Source organism: Streptomyces sp. NPDC051555 (assembly GCF_044454405.1).
Taxonomy (GTDB): Bacteria; Actinomycetota; Actinomycetes; order Streptomycetales; family Streptomycetaceae; genus Streptomyces.
On sequence record NZ_JBITDP010000025.1, the window covers coordinates 25,722 to 42,281 of the forward strand.

General features: G+C 73.4%; 15 protein-coding genes and 1 other RNA gene. 8 read left to right on the plus strand and 8 right to left on the minus strand.

The features are described from left to right. Positions 1-6: 6 nt before the first annotated feature. Positions 7-948 carry a 3-oxoacyl-ACP reductase gene (locus tag ACIBEA_RS35320; RefSeq protein WP_399267285.1) on the plus strand — a complete coding sequence of 314 codons (942 nt, stop codon included), beginning with the start codon at positions 7-9 and terminating at the stop codon, positions 946-948. Positions 949-1,083: 135 nt separating this feature from the next. On the opposite strand, the gene ACIBEA_RS35325 is transcribed toward ACIBEA_RS35320, so the two are convergent. From ACIBEA_RS35325 to ACIBEA_RS35335, 3 genes are all read right to left on the minus strand, one after another. Beyond that, positions 1,084-1,515: a hypothetical protein gene (locus tag ACIBEA_RS35325; RefSeq protein WP_399267286.1), complete on the minus strand. Its 432-nt coding sequence runs from the start codon at positions 1,513-1,515 to the stop codon at positions 1,084-1,086. A gap of 154 nt (positions 1,516-1,669) precedes the next feature. Then, positions 1,670-2,545: a chitosanase gene (locus tag ACIBEA_RS35330; RefSeq protein ID WP_399267287.1), complete on the minus strand. Its 876-nt coding sequence runs from the start codon at positions 2,543-2,545 to the stop codon at positions 1,670-1,672. A gap of 158 nt (positions 2,546-2,703) precedes the next feature. Further along, positions 2,704-3,948 carry a hypothetical protein gene (locus ACIBEA_RS35335; RefSeq protein ID WP_399267288.1) on the minus strand — a complete coding sequence of 415 codons (1,245 nt, stop codon included), beginning with the start codon at positions 3,946-3,948 and terminating at the stop codon, positions 2,704-2,706. 208 nt (positions 3,949-4,156) lie between these two features. Here ACIBEA_RS35335 and ACIBEA_RS35340 point away from each other — a divergent pair, with 208 nt between their 5' ends. The 4 genes from ACIBEA_RS35340 to ACIBEA_RS35355 all read left to right on the plus strand — a co-directional run bounded on the left by ACIBEA_RS35340 (position 4,157) and on the right by ACIBEA_RS35355 (position 8,170). Continuing rightward, on the plus strand, positions 4,157-5,197 hold the full coding sequence (locus tag ACIBEA_RS35340) for an ABC transporter substrate-binding protein (protein ID WP_399267289.1): 1,041 nt from the start codon (positions 4,157-4,159) through the stop codon (positions 5,195-5,197). Between the two features lie 80 nt (positions 5,198-5,277). Next, entirely contained in the window at positions 5,278-6,135 is an 858-nt protein-coding gene (locus tag ACIBEA_RS35345) for a Nif3-like dinuclear metal center hexameric protein (protein ID WP_399267291.1), read from the plus strand. Next, positions 6,132-6,875 carry a zinc ribbon domain-containing protein gene (locus tag ACIBEA_RS35350; RefSeq protein WP_399267370.1) on the plus strand — a complete coding sequence of 248 codons (744 nt, stop codon included), beginning with the start codon at positions 6,132-6,134 and terminating at the stop codon, positions 6,873-6,875. The genes ACIBEA_RS35345 and ACIBEA_RS35350 overlap by 4 nt, the downstream gene beginning before the upstream one ends. Beyond that, a complete protein-coding gene (locus ACIBEA_RS35355) occupies positions 6,875-8,170 on the plus strand; it encodes a bifunctional RNase H/acid phosphatase (RefSeq protein WP_399267292.1) in 1,296 nt (431 codons plus the stop codon). Before ACIBEA_RS35350 ends, ACIBEA_RS35355 begins: the two co-directional genes overlap by 1 nt. Before the next feature lie 100 nt (positions 8,171-8,270). Here ACIBEA_RS35355 and rnpB read toward each other — a convergent pair. Both rnpB and ACIBEA_RS35365 read right to left on the minus strand, forming a co-directional pair. Continuing rightward, positions 8,271-8,672: RNase P RNA component class A (gene rnpB / locus ACIBEA_RS35360), an RNA gene on the minus strand. 40 nt (positions 8,673-8,712) lie between these two features. Then, entirely contained in the window at positions 8,713-10,158 is a 1,446-nt protein-coding gene (locus ACIBEA_RS35365) for an RNB domain-containing ribonuclease (RefSeq protein WP_399267293.1), read from the minus strand. Positions 10,159-10,278: 120 nt separating this feature from the next. Between ACIBEA_RS35365 and yaaA the strand changes: the two genes are divergently transcribed. Continuing rightward, entirely contained in the window at positions 10,279-11,079 is an 801-nt protein-coding gene (gene yaaA, locus ACIBEA_RS35370) for a peroxide stress protein YaaA (RefSeq protein WP_399267294.1), read from the plus strand. 173 nt (positions 11,080-11,252) lie between these two features. Here yaaA and ACIBEA_RS35375 read toward each other — a convergent pair whose 3' ends face one another. Further along, positions 11,253-12,002 carry a bifunctional DNA primase/polymerase gene (locus tag ACIBEA_RS35375; RefSeq protein WP_399267295.1) on the minus strand — a complete coding sequence of 250 codons (750 nt, stop codon included), beginning with the start codon at positions 12,000-12,002 and terminating at the stop codon, positions 11,253-11,255. Positions 12,003-12,288: 286 nt separating this feature from the next. Here ACIBEA_RS35375 and ddaH point away from each other — a divergent pair, with 286 nt between their 5' ends. Continuing rightward, positions 12,289-13,140, plus strand: coding sequence for a dimethylargininase (gene ddaH, locus ACIBEA_RS35380; RefSeq protein WP_399267371.1), 852 nt, complete (start codon positions 12,289-12,291; stop codon positions 13,138-13,140). A gap of 18 nt (positions 13,141-13,158) precedes the next feature. Here ddaH and ACIBEA_RS35385 read toward each other — a convergent pair whose 3' ends face one another. After that, a complete protein-coding gene (locus ACIBEA_RS35385) occupies positions 13,159-14,172 on the minus strand; it encodes a small ribosomal subunit Rsm22 family protein (RefSeq protein WP_399267296.1) in 1,014 nt (337 codons plus the stop codon). Between the two features lie 9 nt (positions 14,173-14,181). Beyond that, positions 14,182-15,480, minus strand: a complete 1,299-nt coding sequence (locus ACIBEA_RS35390) for a Bcr/CflA family multidrug efflux MFS transporter (RefSeq protein WP_399267297.1) — start codon at positions 15,478-15,480, stop codon at positions 14,182-14,184. Positions 15,481-15,599: 119 nt separating this feature from the next. Here ACIBEA_RS35390 and ACIBEA_RS35395 point away from each other — a divergent pair, with 119 nt between their 5' ends. After that, positions 15,600-16,379: an SDR family oxidoreductase gene (locus ACIBEA_RS35395; RefSeq protein ID WP_399267298.1), complete on the plus strand. Its 780-nt coding sequence runs from the start codon at positions 15,600-15,602 to the stop codon at positions 16,377-16,379. Positions 16,380-16,560: the final 181 nt, after the last annotated feature.

The window sequence follows — 16,560 nt, forward strand, 5'->3', positions numbered from 1 at the left end:
GGCACCATGTCGCTCCCCCTAGAGGGACTTTCCGCGATCGTCACCGGCGCCGGGCGCGGGCTCGGGCGCGCCGAAGCGCTCGAACTCGCCCGCCTCGGCGCGAGCGTGGTCGTCAACGACTTCGGCCAGCCGGGCCGCGACGGCTCCGGCGAGGCCTCGGCCGCCCCGGCGGAGGAGGTCGCGGCGGAGATCCGCGCGGCGGGCGGGCAGGCGGTGGCGCACCTCGGTGACGTGGCCGACTTCGGGCAGGCCCGCGAGCTGGTCGAGCTGGCGGTGAGCAGTTTCGGCAAGCTCGACGTGCTGGTCAACAACGCGGGCATCCTGCGCGACCGGATGGTCTTCTCGATGTCGGAGGCCGAGTGGGACTCGGTGATCCGGGTCCACCTCAAGGGCCACTTCAACACCACGCACTTCGCGTCCGTGCACTGGCGGGAGCGTTCCAAGGCGGCGGGCGGGCCGGTCTACGGCAGGATCGTCAACACCTCCTCGGAGGCGTTCCTCGGCGGCAGCGCCGGCCAGCCGAACTACGCGGCGGCCAAGGGCGGCATCGTAGGGCTGACCACCTCGACCGCGCTGGCGCTGGGCAAGTACGGGGTCACGGCCAACGCGATCTGCCCGCGGGCCCGTACCCGGATGACGGAGGACGTCTTCGCGGGCTTCCAGGTGCCGGAGGAGGGCAAGCTCGACGCGCTGGCGCCGGAGCACGTCTCGCCGCTGGTGGGCTACCTGGCCTCGCCGGCCTCGGCGAAGGCGAACGGGCAGCTCTTCGTCGTGCACGGCGGGATCGTGGTGGTGATGGAGCGGCCGAAGGTGGCCGCGAAGTTCGACACGACGAAGGAGTCCTTCTCCTACGAGGAGTTGGACGAGCTCCTCACCCCGCACTACGACGCCCGCCCGGCGAACGAGACCTTCGCCGCGACCGAGGTGCTCAGCCTCAAGCACGACTAGCGGGACCGGCACGACCAGCGGGACCGGCACGACCAGCGGGACCGGCATGACCGGCATGACCGGCGGGACCCGTACGCCCGGCCGCCCCGGCCGCCGTCACCTCGGTGACGGCGGCCGGGGCGCGCTCTTGTGCCGTCAGCTCGACAGGGCCGCGATCACCGTGTGCGCGGCTTCGTGGGTGGTGCGCGGGAAGGACAGCTTCAGGGCCTTGTCCGAGCCCTCGACCTGTACGTGCACGGTGAGGGCGAGCAGGAACTTCTTCGTGGAGGCGACGCCGAGCCACTCCCGCTGGAGGGTCATGACCGGTTCCTTCTTGGGCCGCCCGGAGAGCTCGTCGCAGCCGAAGAACAGCACGCGTTCGGTGGTCAGCGCGACGTACATGGGCCGGGGCCGGGCGATCACCGTGAACATGCCGGCCGTGGCGATGCCGACGACGACCGCGGTCCCGATCAGTCGCTTGGCGGAGACGCTGCCGACATTGGCGAAGGTCGCCACCTCCACGCTCTCGCCCGCGGCGAGCAACGGAGCGACGACTTCGAGCACTTGCTGGACGCGCTCGGCCTTCATGGCTGATCTCCCCCGATAGTGGCGTCGCCCGCCCCGCGCGGGTGCGCGGGGCGGGCGACAAGGATGACCGCAGCCTAGGAGCGCGGTGCGGCGGATCCGAGAGGGTTCTCGGCCGACCCCGTACCGGTCCGGCCGGTGATCGGCCGGTGTGGGATCAGCCGATGTGGTACGAGTCCCCGTAGACCTTCCAGTCCAGCGGGGTGTTCAGGGCGAGGTTGCCCTTCTTGAGCCAGACCCGCTGCGCGGTGTCGACGCGGCTCGTGTCGCTGTGCGCCTCCTCCTGCTTCATCGCCCAGACGCGGGCGTCGAGGAAGGCGTTCAGCCAGGTGGTCTCGTTGCCGCCCTGGGCCGGGGGCTTGGCCTTGGTCAGGGCGCGCTTGCGGATGTTGCGGAAGCTGGTGGAGTCGGTGCCGTCGCCGTGCATGACGATGGCGTCGTAGTACGCGAACTGGCCGAGCGCGCCGACCCCGTCGGCCTTGCCCTGGTTCACGGCCGGGTTGAAGTACACCCGGTCCCGCTCGTGGTCCTGGGCCTGCTTGAAGGTGGAGTCGCCCGCGGCCTTGGCCCAGTCCTTGGTGAAGTTCGGGTCGAGGCCCTTGTGCGAGGGGGTGCCGTCGACCTTGCGCAGGGCGGGGAGGTACTTGGCGAGGACGTTGTCCGGCTTGACGCTCGTGTAGTACTCGACGAGGTCGAGCATGTCGCCGGTGCCGGAACAGAAGCCGATGATCCCGGCGGTGTAGCCGCGGTCGTCGTCTATGTCCTCGATGTACTTGTACTGCGACTTCCAGTCCAGCGAGGAGTTCTCCGCGCTGGACACGATCTGCATGGCGACGTCCTTCTTCGCCGGGTCGTCCAGGCCGGTGGCCTTGGCGCCGAAGGCGGCTGCCGAGAGGGGGGCGGCGGCCGCGGGGGAGGTGGCGGGCGAGGCGTGGGCCGCGACCGGGACGGCGAGGACGGCCGCGCCGAGGATGGCCCCTACGGCCAGCCTCGTGCGACGCGCATTAATGGTGCGGAAATGAGGGGTGAACACGACGCCTCCAGGGGGGAGTTGGTGCGCTCCGCTTATGTTAGTAAACTTACCTATCATATAAATGGGCGCGCCGAACAGCCCTCCGGCACGGTGTGACGGTGGGTCAACGGGGCTTACTGGAACGACTCCTACCGCGGCGGCGCCCGCTGGAGCGACGACTACCGCAGCGGCGCCTGCTGGAGCGGTACGGGCCGCTGCGCGGCGGCGGGCGCCGGCTCGGGGTCGAGCCGCAGCGGCGGCGGCGGGCCCTGCGGGAGCCCCAGGCTCACGACGCCGCACGGCACGGCCCCGGTCGCGTACGGCAGCCGCAGGCGGCCCTCACGCGACCACAGCCCCGTGCCGACCCAGCCGGTGGGCGCCCCGAGCCGGAAGACGTAACGGTCCGCCGGGCGCCACAGCGCGATCCCGGCCGCACCCGCGGCGGCCCCCGGGCCCGGCTCGTCGATCCGCAGCGCCACCGCGCAGATCTCCGGCATCAGCATCTGCCCCGGCTGCACCGCGAACGGCACCGCCGTCGCCCCCTCGGCCCGCAGGCACTCCGGGAAGCGTACCGGCCGCGAGCTGCCCAGCACCCCCCAGCCCAGCCGGGCCCCCTCGCCCGGCGACGGCGCGTCCGAGCGGATCAGCAGCAGCCCGCTGTCCGGGTCGGCCATCAGCAGGTGGTCGTCACTGGCCTCGGTGATCTGGAGCAGCGGCGAGACCTCGCCGCCCCGCCCCAGGTCCACCACGACGGCCTTGGTGCGCCCGTCCCGCTCCCGGTCCAGGGCCAGCAACCGCCCCTCCCGGTCCAGCCAGACGCCCCCCGAGCAGCGCCCGGGCACCTCGGCGACCCACTCGGGCCCGAAGCTGCCGCCGGCCACCTGCCACACCGTCGTGGAACGCTCGCCGACGGCCAGGGCGTAGGCGCTGCGCCCGTCCGGCGCGGGCGGCAGCAGGGTCAGGCGCCCGCACTCCAGGGCGCCCAGCGGCAACTGCCCGGTGCGCGGACCGGTGTGCGGCCCGCCGTGCGTGCCAGTGGGGTAGAGCAGGGAGAACGCGTGGTGCCCGGCGACCCGGCGGTGGATCAGCACCCGCCCGTCGGCCAGCGGGAGGACCTCGCTGTCGGCCTCCTCGGGCTGTTCCAGCGGGAGCGGGACGGCGTACGGCTCGGGGCCGTCCAGGGTCCAGCGCTCGGGGTAGCGGGCCTGCCCCTCGCCGGCCAGTCGGGCGGCGTACGACCCGTCCGCGGCCACGACGAACCCCGGGCCCGCGGCCATGGCGGGCGCGGTCGGCGGCGCCTCTTCGCCCTCGGCCGCCGGCCCGTCGGGCCCCGCGGCGGCCCCGGCCGCGCCCTCGTCGGCGCCCTCGTCGGCGGCCTCCGCCGCCACTCGTGTCACCGGCTCCTCAACAGCACAGGCAGTCATCTGTGCGTCACCTCCGGTGAGGAAGCTAGTTTTCGTACTCCTTGCCGAGCGGCACGACCCAGCCCGCTTCACACGTACGGGTGGCCGCCCGGCGATTCCGCTGTGGCGGGGGAGACGATTGTGCTGTGCGATATCGGGGCGTTTAGGGTTAGGCATGCCTAACCGGGGCCCTCGCCCCGTCTCCGCCCCCACCCCCAGGAGTTGTGACATGTCCTTCCGACGCCGCGGCGCGGCCGCCGTCGCCCTCGCCACCGCAGCCGCGCTCGTCCTCACCGCCTGCGGCGGTCAGGGCGACAAGGCGGGCAAGGACGCCCCGGCCGGAGGCGGCGGCGACAAGAAGGCCGTCGCACAGGGGGGCAAGGACTTCTCCGACGCCGCGAAGAAGACCGCGGCCTTCGGGACCACCGCCGCGGCCGGGCAGTTCCCGCGCACCATCAATCACGCGATGGGCGCCACCGAGCTCAAGGCCGCCCCCCAGCGGGTCGTGGTCCTGGACGTCGGCGAGCTCGACAACGTCGTCTCCCTCGGCCTCCAGCCCGTCGGCTACGCGCCCACCGAGGGCGACGAGGGCATCCCCGGCTACCTCAAGAAGGACGCGGGCACCCCCAAGTCCGTGGGCACCATCAACAGCCTCAACCTGGAGGCGATCAACGCCCTCAAGCCCGACCTGATCCTCGGCAGCCAGCTGCGCTCCGCCGACAAGTACGCCGCCCTGTCGAAGATCGCCCCGACCGTCTTCTCCATCCGCCCGGGCTTCCCGTGGAAGGAGAACTACCTCCTGAACGCGGCCGCGCTGGACAAGACCGCCGAGGCCAAGGCCAAGCTCGACGCCTACCAGGCCAAGGCGAAGAAGCTCGGCGACGACCTCGGCGAGCACAAGCCGACCGTCACCATGCTGCGCTACATGCCGGGCAAGACCCGCCTGTACGCCGGGGCCTCCTTCATCGGCACGATCCTCAAGGACACCGGCATCCCGCGCCCCAAGAACCAGCAGGCCGAGGAACTGGCCGTGGAGGTCAGCCCCGAGCGCATGGACGAGGCCGCCGCCGACTGGATCTTCACCGGCGTCTACGGTGCCAAGGACAAGACCAAGCGGGACTCCGCCGAGGACAACCCGCTCTGGAAGGACCTGGACGCGGTGAAGAAGGGCCAGGCCAAGGACGTGCCGGACGAGACCTGGTACCTCGGTCTCGGCGTGACCGCCGCCGACAAGGTCCTCGACGACCTGCGGACCTTCCTCGGCAAGTAGCCCCTGCAAGTAAGACCCCGCGCCCCGAGGCACCCCCTGCTGGTCGGCGGGGGGTGCGCCACGGACGGTAGCCTTGGCCCGTGCCCCGTCTCTCTGAAGTCATCGCCGCGCTGGACGCTCTGTGGCCCCCCTCGCGGGCCGAGCAGTGGGACGCCGTCGGAACCGTCTGCGGCGACCCCGACGCCGAGGTCGCCCGGGTCCTGTTCGCGGTCGACCCGGTGCAGGAGATCGCCGACGAGGCGGTGAAGCTGGGCGCCGACCTGATCGTCACCCACCACCCGCTCTACCTGCGCGGCACCACCACCGTCGAGGCGGGCACCTTCAAGGGCCGCGTCGTGCACACGCTGATCAAGAACGACATCGCGCTGCACGTCGCCCACACCAACGCCGACAGCGCCGACCCCGGGGTCTCCGACGCCCTCGCGGGCGCGCTGGACCTGCGCATCACCGGGCCGCTCGTGCCCGACCCCACCGACCCCGAAGGCCGCCGGGGCCTGGGCCGGATCTGCGCGCTCGACCACCCCGAGACCCTGCGCGAGTTCGCCGCGCGGGCCGCCGCCCGGCTCCCGCACACCGCGCAGGGCATCCGCGCGGCCGGCGACCCGGACGCGCTGATCCGCACCGTCGCCGTCAGCGGCGGCTCCGGCGACAGCCTCTTCGACCAGGTGCGGGCGGCCGGCGTGGACGCTTTCCTCACCGCCGACCTGCGCCACCACCCGGTGTCCGAGGCACGCGAGCAGTCCCCGCTCGCCCTCGTCGACGCCGCCCACTGGGCCACCGAGTGGCCCTGGTGCGAGCAGGCCGCAGCGCAGCTCGACGCGATCTCCGAGCGCCACGGCTGGGGTCTGCGTACCCACGTCTCGCGCACGGTCACCGACCCCTGGACGGCGCACGCGCCGTCCGTTTCCGCCCCTTCTCTCCCTGGAGCCCCCAACTGAACGCCGAGCCCGCCGACCAGATCCGACTTCTCGACGTCCAGGCCCTGGACGTGCGGCTGTCCCAGCTCGACCACAAGCGCACCTCGCTGCCCGAGCACCTGGAGCTGGAGTCCCTGACCAGCGACCTGACACAGCAGCGCGACCTCCTCGTCGCCGCGCAGACGCAGGAGAGCGACGCCGGCCGCGAGCAGGTCAAGGCCGAGCAGGACGTGGACCAGGTCCGCACCCGCGCGGTGCGCGACCAGGCCCGCCTGGACTCCGGCGTGGGCGTCTCCGCCCGCGACCTGGCGAACCTCCAGAGCGAACTGGTCTCCCTCGCCAAGCGCCAGGGCGACCTGGAGGACGTCGTCCTCGACGTCATGGAGCGCCGCGAGGCCGCCGCCGAGCGCGTCGCCGCGCTGACCGGGCGCGTCACCGAACTCCAGGGCAAGGCCGACGACGCCACCGTGCGCCGCGACGCCGCCCTCGCCGCCTTCGACGCGGACACCGCGAAGCTCGCCAAGGACCGCGAGCTGATCGTCGCCTCGATCCCGGCGCCGCTCATCGCCCTGTACGAGAGGATCCGGGCCAAGCAGAACGGCGTCGGCGCGGCCAAGCTGTACCAGCGCCGCTGCGAGGGCTGCCGCCTGGAGCTCGACCTGGCCGAGGTCAACGAGATCAAGAGCGCGGCCCGCGACGAGGTCGTCCGGCACGAGAACTGCGGCCGCATCCTGGTCCGTACGGCGGACTCGGGCATCTGATGCCGCGCGTGGTCGTCGAGGCGGACGGCGGTTCCCGGGGCAACCCGGGGCCCGCGGGCTACGGCGCGGTGGTCCTCGACCCGACGACGGGGGAGACCCTCGCCGAGCGGGCCGAGTTCATCGGCGTCGCCACCAACAACGTGGCCGAGTACAAGGGCCTGGTGGCGGGCCTCACGGCGGTCCGCGAGCTGTTCCCCGACGCCACGGTGCTGGTGCGGATGGACTCCAAGCTCGTCGTCGAGCAGATGTCCGGCCGCTGGAAGATCAAGCACCCGGACATGAAGCCGCTGGCGGCCGAGGCCGCGCGGATCCTGCCGCGCGCCCAGGTCACCTACGAGTGGATCCCGCGCGAGCGCAACAAGCACGCCGACCGGCTCGCCAACGAGGCGATGGACGCGGGCAAGCGGGGCCGCCAGTGGGAGCCGTCCGCTTCCTCGGCCGCCCTCGACCGCGGCGCGGCCCGGGCGCTGGCCACCCCGCCGCCCGCGGGTCCGCCCGGTGACGCCGCGGCGGGCGCCGCGGCCGCGCGCGCCGCGCTCTCGGGGGCCCGTACGACCGTCACGGCTGCCACGGTGGGCTCCGGCGGGGCGGACACGCTGTTCGCGGAGACGATCGCCGACGCGGGCGCGGCCACCGCGGCCACCGCACCCGGCTGGGGGGCGCCCGACCTCGGGACGCCCGCCACCTTCGTGCTGCTGCGGCACGGCGAGACCGCCCTCACCCCGCAGAAGCGCTTCTCCGGGAGCGGCGGCAGCGACCCCGAGCTCTCCGCGGCCGGGCGCCGCCAGGCCGAGGCCGTCGCCGCCGCACTCGCCGCCCGCGGCACCGTGCAGGCGATCGTCAGCTCCCCGCTGCGCCGGTGCCGCGAGACCGCGCAGGCCGTCGCCGACCGGCTCGGTCTGCCCGTCACGGTCGAAGAGGGGCTGCGCGAGACGGACTTCGGCGCCTGGGAGGGCCTCACCTTCGGCGAGGTGCGGGAGCGCCACCCGGACGACCTCGACGCCTGGCTGAAGTCCGCGAAGGCGGCCCCGACCGGCGGCGGCGAGAGCTTCGCCACCGTCACCCGCCGGGTCGCCGCCACCCGTGACCGGCTGCTGGCCGCGCACGCGGGCCGCACCGCCCTGCTCGTCACGCACGTGACCCCGGTCAAGACCCTGGTCCGGCTCGCCCTCGGGGCTCCGCCGGAATCCCTGTTCCGGATGGAACTGTCCGCGGCCTCGCTCTCGGCGGTCGCCTACTACGCCGACGGCAACGCCTCGCTGCGCCTGCTGAACGACACCTCGCACCTGCGGTAGGAACGGGCCCCGGGGCCTTGAGGCACAAACGGCTCCGGCCCGCACTTCTCAGTGCGGGCCGGAGCCGTTCTTCGTAAAGGCGTACTTCGTAAAGGCGCGCAGACCGACACAGGCTGTACGCCGGGTTCTGTCGCCCGGTGATCTCGCGATCACCGGGGAGACGGCCATCCATCTAGGACCGGCGTTGCCGCCGGTCTCGTGCGGTCTACCCGCGGACTCGGGCGAGCAGCCCTCGAACGTCCGCGCAGAGCCGTCCGGAGACGACTCCTCTTGACCTTGCTCCGGGTGGGGTTTACCTAGCCGCCTGAGTCACCTCAGGCGCTGGTGGTCTCTTACACCACCGTTTCACCCTTACCCGGGACCGAAGTCCCGGGCGGTCTGTTTTCTGTGGCACTGTCCCGCGGGTCACCCCGGGTGGCCGTTAGCCACCACCCTGCCCTGTGGAGCCCGGACGTTCCTCGGCGGGATCCGAAGACCCCGACGCGGCCGCCCGCCTGTGTCGTTCTGCGCTGCGCCCATGCTACCCGGACCCCGGACAGGTCCTAGGCCACGGTGAACAGCACGCCCGTCGCGCCCGCCGGATCCGCCGAGGCCAGCGTGACCCGGATCCGGGACCCGAGGGGGAGCGGGGCCGCGGCGGACTCGACCCGGCCCACCACCGCCGGTTCCTCCAGGTGGACCGTGCCCACCTGCGGCTCGTGGTCCTTGACGTCGATCACCGTGGCCTCGAAGGTCTCGCCCACGTGGTCCTTGAGGAGCGCCGCCTCCACCAGGTCCACCGAGCCCCGCTCCACCGCGTTGGCCAGCCGGGTGCCGTCCGCCATTTTCTTCGGCAAGGTCGCCAGCGCCTCCACCGCCCACGCGGGCGGAGCCGCGCCCGCCACCGCGGCCAGGCACAGCTCGCCGCTGTAGCGGTCGACGAGCCGCCGCAGCGGGGCCGTGCAGTGCGCGTACGGCGCGGCGACCGCCGCGTGCAGCGCCGGGGAGGGGACCTCGCCGCCGGTGAAGGCGGTGTACCCGGCCCCGCGCAGCAGGGCCGTGCACTCCTGGAGGAACGCCGCGTGCGCCGGGCGGTGCGGGTCCAGGGAACGGATCAGCTGCGCGTACGGCACGTGGTGCGGCCAGTCGATGCGCAGCGCCCGCGCGGTGCGGCGCAGCCGGCCCACCGCGCCGTCGGGCGCCGAGGGCAAGGTGCGCAGGATGCCGGTGCCCGCCGCGAGCATCAGGTCCGCGGCCGCCATGCCCGTCATCAGGGAGATCTGGGCGTTCCAGCCGTCCGCGGGCAGCGGGGCCCGGTAGACCAGCGCGTAGCCGCCGTCGCGCTCGACGACCTCCTGCTCGGGCACGTTCAGCGAGATCCCGCCGCGCTCGGTCTCCAGCGCCTCGCGCAGCGTCCCCACATCGCGCAGCAGGGCCAGGGGTTCCTCGGCGGTGCCGCCGTCGATGGCCCGCTGGACGCCCTCGTAGTCCAGCTTGGCCCGGCTCCGTACGAGCGCGCGGCGGACGTCGGTGGTCACCACCCGGCCGTCCGCGTCCAGGTCGAGCCGCCACAGCAGGGCCGGACGGGTCCGGTCCGGCAGCAGACTGGCCGCGCCCTCCGAGAGCACCGGCGGGTGCAGCGGGACCTTCCCGTCGGGGAAGTACAGGGTCGTCACACGGCGGTGCGCCTCCGCGTCCAGAGCGCCGCCCGGGGTGACGAAGGCCGCCACGTCCGCGATGGCGTAATGCACCCGGAAGCCGCCGCCCGGGCGCCGGGCCAGGTGCATCGCCTGGTCCAGGTCGACGGAGGTCGGCGGGTCGATGGTGAACAGCGGGACGTCGGTGGCGTCCAGCTCGGGCAGCCGGGGCGCTCCGGCGGCCTCCTCGGCCTCCGCCCGTACGGCCGGGGGGAAGTCCTGCGGCACGCCCAGCCGCGTCCGCAGGTCGCGCAGCGCGGCCGACAGAGCGGCCCCGTCCGCGCCGGTCATGTGCAGGTGACGGCGTGGCATGGACCGAGCCTATGGCCGGTGCGGCGGGGCGGCGCGGCGAGCCGTCTACTCTGGCCGGGGGGCCGCACCCCCCGCAAAGCGCCGGACCGGTCGTACCGGCCGCATAGAAGGAGAACCACCGTGCTCGTGCTGCTGCCGCCGTCCGAAGGAAAGGCCGCCGGCGGCTCCGGCGCACCCCTGAAGGCGGAAGGGCTGTCCCTGCCGGGGCTGGCCGCCGCCCGCGCGGCGGTGCTGGAGGAACTGGTCGAGCTGTGCGCGGCCGACGAGGACAAGGCGCGCGAGGTGCTCGGGCTCAGCGAGGGCCTGCGCGGCGAGGTCGCGAAGAACGCGGGCCTGCGCGGCGCTGCCGCGCGGCCGGCCGGGGAGATCTACACCGGGGTGCTCTACGACGCCCTCGGGCTGGCCGATCTTTCGCCGGGGGCGCGGGAGCTGGCGGACCGCTCGCTGCTGGTCTTCTCCGGCCTGTGGGGCGCGGTCCGGATGACGGACCGGATCCCCTCCTACCGCTGCTCGATGGGCGTCAAGCTGCCGGGGCTGGGGGCGCTGGGGGCGTACTGGCGCACCCCGATGGCGTCGGTGATGCCGGAGGCGGCCGGGGACGGGCTCGTCCTGGACCTGCGGTCGGCGGCGTACGGGGCGGCGTGGAAGCCGAAGGGGGAGGTGGCGGGGCGGACGGCGACGGTGCGGGTGTTGCACTCGCAGGTGGTGGACGGGGTGGAGAAGCGGTCGGTGGTGAGCCACTTCAACAAGGCCACCAAGGGGCGGCTGGTCCGTGACCTGTTGCTGGCGGGGGTGGTCCCCGCGGGCCCCGCGGAACTGGTCACGGCCCTGCGGGACCTCGGCTTCACGGTGGAGGCGCAGCCGCCCACGAAGCCGGGCCGCCCCTGGTCCCTCGACGTGATCGTCACCCAGATCCACTGAGGATCCGCCGGGTGCGGGCTGCCGGGTGCGGGGTGCGGGGTGCGGGTCGTCGTCCCGGGCTCTGCCCGGACCCGCGCCTCAAACGCCGGCGGGGCTGGATGTGGCCGGGCTGAGTGGGCCCAGTGCCGGTGGTGGTCGTTTCAGCCCGTCCGGCGATTGAGGACTCGGCGGGGTCAGCGGCCGAGAGGCCAGGCTACGGCTTGGGGGGTGTGGGGGGTGGTGCCCGCGTACTGGGCGCAGGCGTCGGTCAGGGTCTCCAGGAGGGTGAGCGGGTCCGGGAGCCCGTACTCCATGCCCCGGATCCAGCTGACCGCCAGGTCACCCGGCAGGACGGCCGGCGGCACCAGCACGTAGCTGCCGCGGCAGTGCCACCGCAGCCCGGGGTGCTCGTCCATGGTCTCGGGATGGCAGTCCAGCTCGCACGGCCACCACTCGTCCTCGTCCTCCGGCGTACCCCGCGTCGCGGTGAAGAAGAGCATCCGGGCGTGGTCGCCCGTACCGCCGGACTCGGCGACCGGCCCCACCTCGACACCGGCGGCCAGCAGCCGCTCCAGCGCGTTGTGCCCGGCTTCCAGCGGGACGTCCAGGACGTCGTGGACCATGCCGGTCGCGGTGATGAAGTTCGCCTCGGGCTGGTTGCGGGCCCAACGCTCGACCTGCGCGCGGTCGGTGGTCGACTGCGTCTGCCAGGCGAAGGAGATCGGGTGCCGCGCGGGGGTGGGGCAGCCGATGCGGTCGCACGAACATCGGTAGCCGGCGGGATGTGCGGCGGGGGACAGCGGCAGGCCCGCGGCGGCGACGGCCAGGAGCAGCGCTTCACGCTCGCGCCCCGAGTCCTCGGCAGCCGGTTTGGACCGGCGGCGCAGCCATTGGGAAATCCTGCTCTGCGGACCGCGCGTGACGCGGTCGGACCCTGACCCCATCTATCCCCTCACCTCACCGTTACCCCGGCAGATCCCACCATGGTCCCACCATCCTGCGCCCCGGGTGACCGCTCTCCTCAACCGGGGGCCTCCGGACGAGGGGCCCGGATCCGTCAAGTACCCCTACAGAACCGCATATTTCAGCCAAGGTTTCTCGGCCGTTCGCGCACAGGTCCCCGGCGGTGACTTTCACCACCACGCCGGCCAGGCCGGAAACCACCCCATCGGTTCACTGCGCCGCCGCGCCGGAGGAGAGACGATTCTCTTCAGATCACACTCGGCCCACATCCGTCGTGAGGAGCCTTCTTTGCGCAGAGACGCCACACCCCGGCGTTACCTGATGTGCCCACCCGCGCACTTCAAGGTCACGTATTCGATCAACCCGTGGATGGATCCCACGAAACCGGTCGACCTGCCCCTCGCCCTCGCCCAATGGGAAGACCTGAGGGACCGTTACCGCTCCCTCGGCCACACCGTCGAGACGCTCGCGCCGCAACCCGGCCTCCCCGACATGGTCTTCGCGGCGAACGGCGCGACCGTCATCGACGGCCGCGTCCTCGGGGCCCGCTTCGCCTACCCGGAGCGCGCCGCCGAGGCCGAGGCCCACTTGGACTGGTTCCGGGGGAACGGTTTCACGGAGGTGCACGAGCCCTCCCACATCAACGAGGGCGAGGGGGACTTCGCGGTCACCCGGTCCTACGTCCTGGCGGGCCGGGGCTTCCGCTCCAGTCCGCTCTCCCACGACGAGGCCCAGGAGTTCTTCGGCCGCCCGGTGATCGGCCTCGACCTGGTCGACCCGCGCTACTACCACCTGGACACCGCGCTCAGCGTCCTGGACGGCGACGAGGTCATGTACTACCCGGAGGCCTTCTCGCCGGGTAGCCGCTCGGTCCTGCGCCGCCTCTTCCCGGACGCCCTGCTCGCGTCCGGGCAGGACGCCGCGGCCCTCGGGCTCAACGCGGTCTCCGACGGCCGCCACGTCCTGCTCCCGCAGGCGGCGGCGGGTCTCGTGGCCCCGCTGCGCGCGCGGGGCTTCGAACCGGTCCCGATGGACCTGACCGAACTGCTCAAGGGCGGCGGCAGCGTGAAGTGCTGCACCCAGGAGCTGCGCCCGGCGGCCGAGGAGGTGGCGGGCTAGCGCGGTGCCGGCCCGGAATTAGTCCGTGGGGACCGGCGGCCATTCCTGGCCCCAGTCGGCGTCCCGCGCCGCCTTGTACAGGTCACCGTGGCGCTTGGTCACGGTGGCCCGGGACAGGCCCGGCGCGTCACCGGCCGCCGGTCCGCACAGGTCCAGCAGGACGAGGCCCTTGCGGATCTGCGGCCTGCGGGTGATCCGCGAGGTGGCGGGGGTGGCCGGCACGCGCGTCGCGGCGACGTAACTGAACTTCTCGTCCTCGTAGGCGAGCGAGCCGCCCTTGACCTGTCGGTGCAGGGAGGAGCGGCTGACCCGGGCCGAGAAGTGGCACCAGTCCTCGCCGACCGCGATCGGGCAGGTGCCGTCGTGCGGGCAGGGCGCGGCGATCCGCAGCCCGGCCGCGATCAGCAGGTCGCGGGCCTCCCGCACGCGCAGGTACCCGTCGGGCGTGCCCGGCTCGACGATCACCACGGTCTGCGCCGCCCGGGCCGCCTCGGCGACGACGGCGCCGCGCGCCTCGGGGGTCAGCTCGCCCAGTACGTACGACACGGTCACCAGGTCCGCCGCGGGCAGCTCCAGCCCCGCGCCGATCACCGCGCGCCGCCACTCGGCGGCGCGCAGCACCTCGGAGGAGGAGGAGACGGCCAGCTCCCGGCCCAGGACCAGGGCGGGCTCGGCCCAGTCGAGGACGGTGGTCGGGCGCGGCCCGCCCCAGGTGGCGTCCACCGCCCAGGTCGCCGCCCCGGTGCCGCCGCCGACGTCCACGTGCGAGGCGGGCGCCCAGTACGGGGCCGCGATCGCGAGGGCGTCCAGGGCGGCCCGTACCGCCTCGAAGGTCGCGGGCATCCGGTACGCCGCGTACGCCGCGACGTCGGAGCGGTCGCGCAGGACCGGGGCGTTCGTCGGGGTCTCGCCGCGGTAATTGGCGATCAGCCGCTCGACCGCGGCCGCGGCCTGCTTCGGCGGGAGTCCGTCGAGCAGCCCGCCGAGCGCGGCGCGGAGGGTGTCGGCGGAGGTGGGTACAGAGGGGTTCACCCGCTGAGTTTACGGCGCTGCCGGAGCCAGCGGTTCCCGCTGCCGCCAGGGGCGGCACATGCCCAGGAAGCAGGCGACCGACAGCAGCGAGCACACCAGCTGGACGACGGCCATCGGCACCGCCGTGTGCTCGCCGGCGATCCCGACCAGCGGCGAGGCGATCCCGCCGACGAGGAAGGAGGAGGTGCCCAGCAGGGCGGAGGCGGAGCCCGCGGCGTGCGGGGTGCGCATGAGGGCCTGTGCGTTGGTGTTGGGCAGCAGCAGGCCCATCGCGGACATGAGGACGAAGAGGGCGGCGGCGACCGGGAGGAGCCCGACCTTGCCGAAGACCCCGCTCGACATCACCAGCAGTGCCACCGAGGCGGTCGTGATGACGGCCAGGCCCACGGAGAGGGCCTTGTCCAGGCTGACCCGGCCCACGAGCAGCTTGCCATTGATCTGGCCGACGATGATCAGGCCGACGGAGTTGAGGCCGAAGAGCAGGCTGAACTCCTGGGCGGAGGCGCCGTAGATCTCCTGGATCACGAAGGGCGAGGCGGAGATGTAGGAGAAGAGGACGGCGAAGGCGAAGCCGCCCGCCAGGGTGTAGCCCGCGAAGACCCGGTCGGCGAGCAGCCCGCGCATGGTCTGCAGGGCCGCGCCGACGCCGCCGGTCTGGCGGCGCTCCGGCGGCAGGGTCTCGCCGAGGCCGCGCCAGACCAGGGCGGTGAGCACGACGCCGACGCCGGTCAGGACGAGGAAGACCCCGCGCCAGTCGGCGAAGCGCAGCACCTGGCCGCCGACGAGCGGCGCGACGATGGGGGCGGCGCCGGATATGAGCATCAGGGTGGAGAAGAACCGGGCCATCTCGACGCCGTCGTACAGGTCGCGCACGGCGGCCCGCGCGATCACGATCGCGGCCGCTCCGGCGAGGCCCTGGACGAGGCGGAAGCCGATGAGCAGCTCGACGGTGGGGGCGAAGGCGCAGACGGCGGTGGCCAGGACGTAGACGACCATGCCGGTCAGCAGCGGGGTGCGGCGCCCCCACTTGTCGCTCATCGGCCCGATGACCAGCTGGCCGAGGGCCATGCCGATGAGGCAGGCGGTCAGGGTGAGCTGGACGGTGGCGGCGGGGCTGTCGAGGGAGTTCGTGACGGCGGGCAGGGCCGGCAGGTACATGTCCATGGACAGCGGCGGGAGGGCGGTGAGCCCGCCGAGTATGAAGGTGACGAGCAGCCCGGTCCGGCGGGCGGCCGCGACGGTCGCGGACGCGGGTTCCGCGGCGCCGCTGGTGGGCGTGGGGGCCGTCGCGGGACCTCTCTCCGTCATGCGAAACTCCGTCTTCTCGTCGCTCTGCTTATCGTTTCTTCACATGTGTGTCCGACCCATGCTCTCAGCTATCGGAACGGCCGGGGACCGGAGCGCGGGCTGACGTACCCTGCGGCCTCATGAACGCAAGCACGAAGAAGATCGCCGTGGTGACCGGCGCCGGATCGGGCATCGGGCGTACGGTCGCCCTCGCCCTGGCGGGTGCGGGCTGGAGCCTGGCCCTGGCGGGCCGCCGGCCCGGTCCGCTGGCCGAGACGGCCGAGGCGGCGGGTGCCGGTGCGGGTGCGGGTGCGGGGGCGGAGGTCCTGTGCCTGCCCACCGACGTGAGCGACCCGGTCGCCGTGGACGCGCTGTACGCGGCCGTGGCCGAGCGGTACGGGCGCCTGGACCTGCTCTTCAACAACGCGGGCACCTTCGGGCCCGGCGGGGTCGCGCTGGAGGACATCACCTACGAGGCGTGGAAGCAGGCCGTCGACGTCAACCTGACCGGGGCCTTCCTCTGCGCGCAGGGTGCCTTCCGGCTGATGAAGGCGCAGGACCCGCAGGGCGGCCGGATCATCAACAACGGCTCCATCTCCGCGCACGTCCCGCGCCCGAACTCCATCGCCTACACGGCGACCAAGCACGCGATGACGGGCCTGACGAAGTCGCTGTCGCTGGACGGGCGGCCGTACCGGATCGCCTGCGGGCAGATCGACATCGGCAACGCGGCCACGGAGATGACGGAGCGGATGCAGACCGGGATCCTGCAGGCCGACGGGCGGCTCGCGGTCGAGCCGGTGATGGATGCGGGGGATGTGGCGGCGACCGTGTTGCACATGGCCGAGCTGCCGCTCGGGGCCAACGTCCAGTTCGCGACGGTCATGGCGACGGCGATGCCGTACATCGGCCGGGGCTGACCTTCGCCTCGACCGCCGGCGGGGCCGTCCCACCGACTCGGGCCGGCCCGGTCAGCCTGCGCTGCTCGACTTGGGCCGGCCCATTTCAGCCTGCCCGGCGTTTGAGGGCCCGCCGGAGGCATGCGGAGCCGCGTCCGGCCCGCACCGTCGTGCCGCCGGCGGGGGGGGGCGCGGCCGGGGC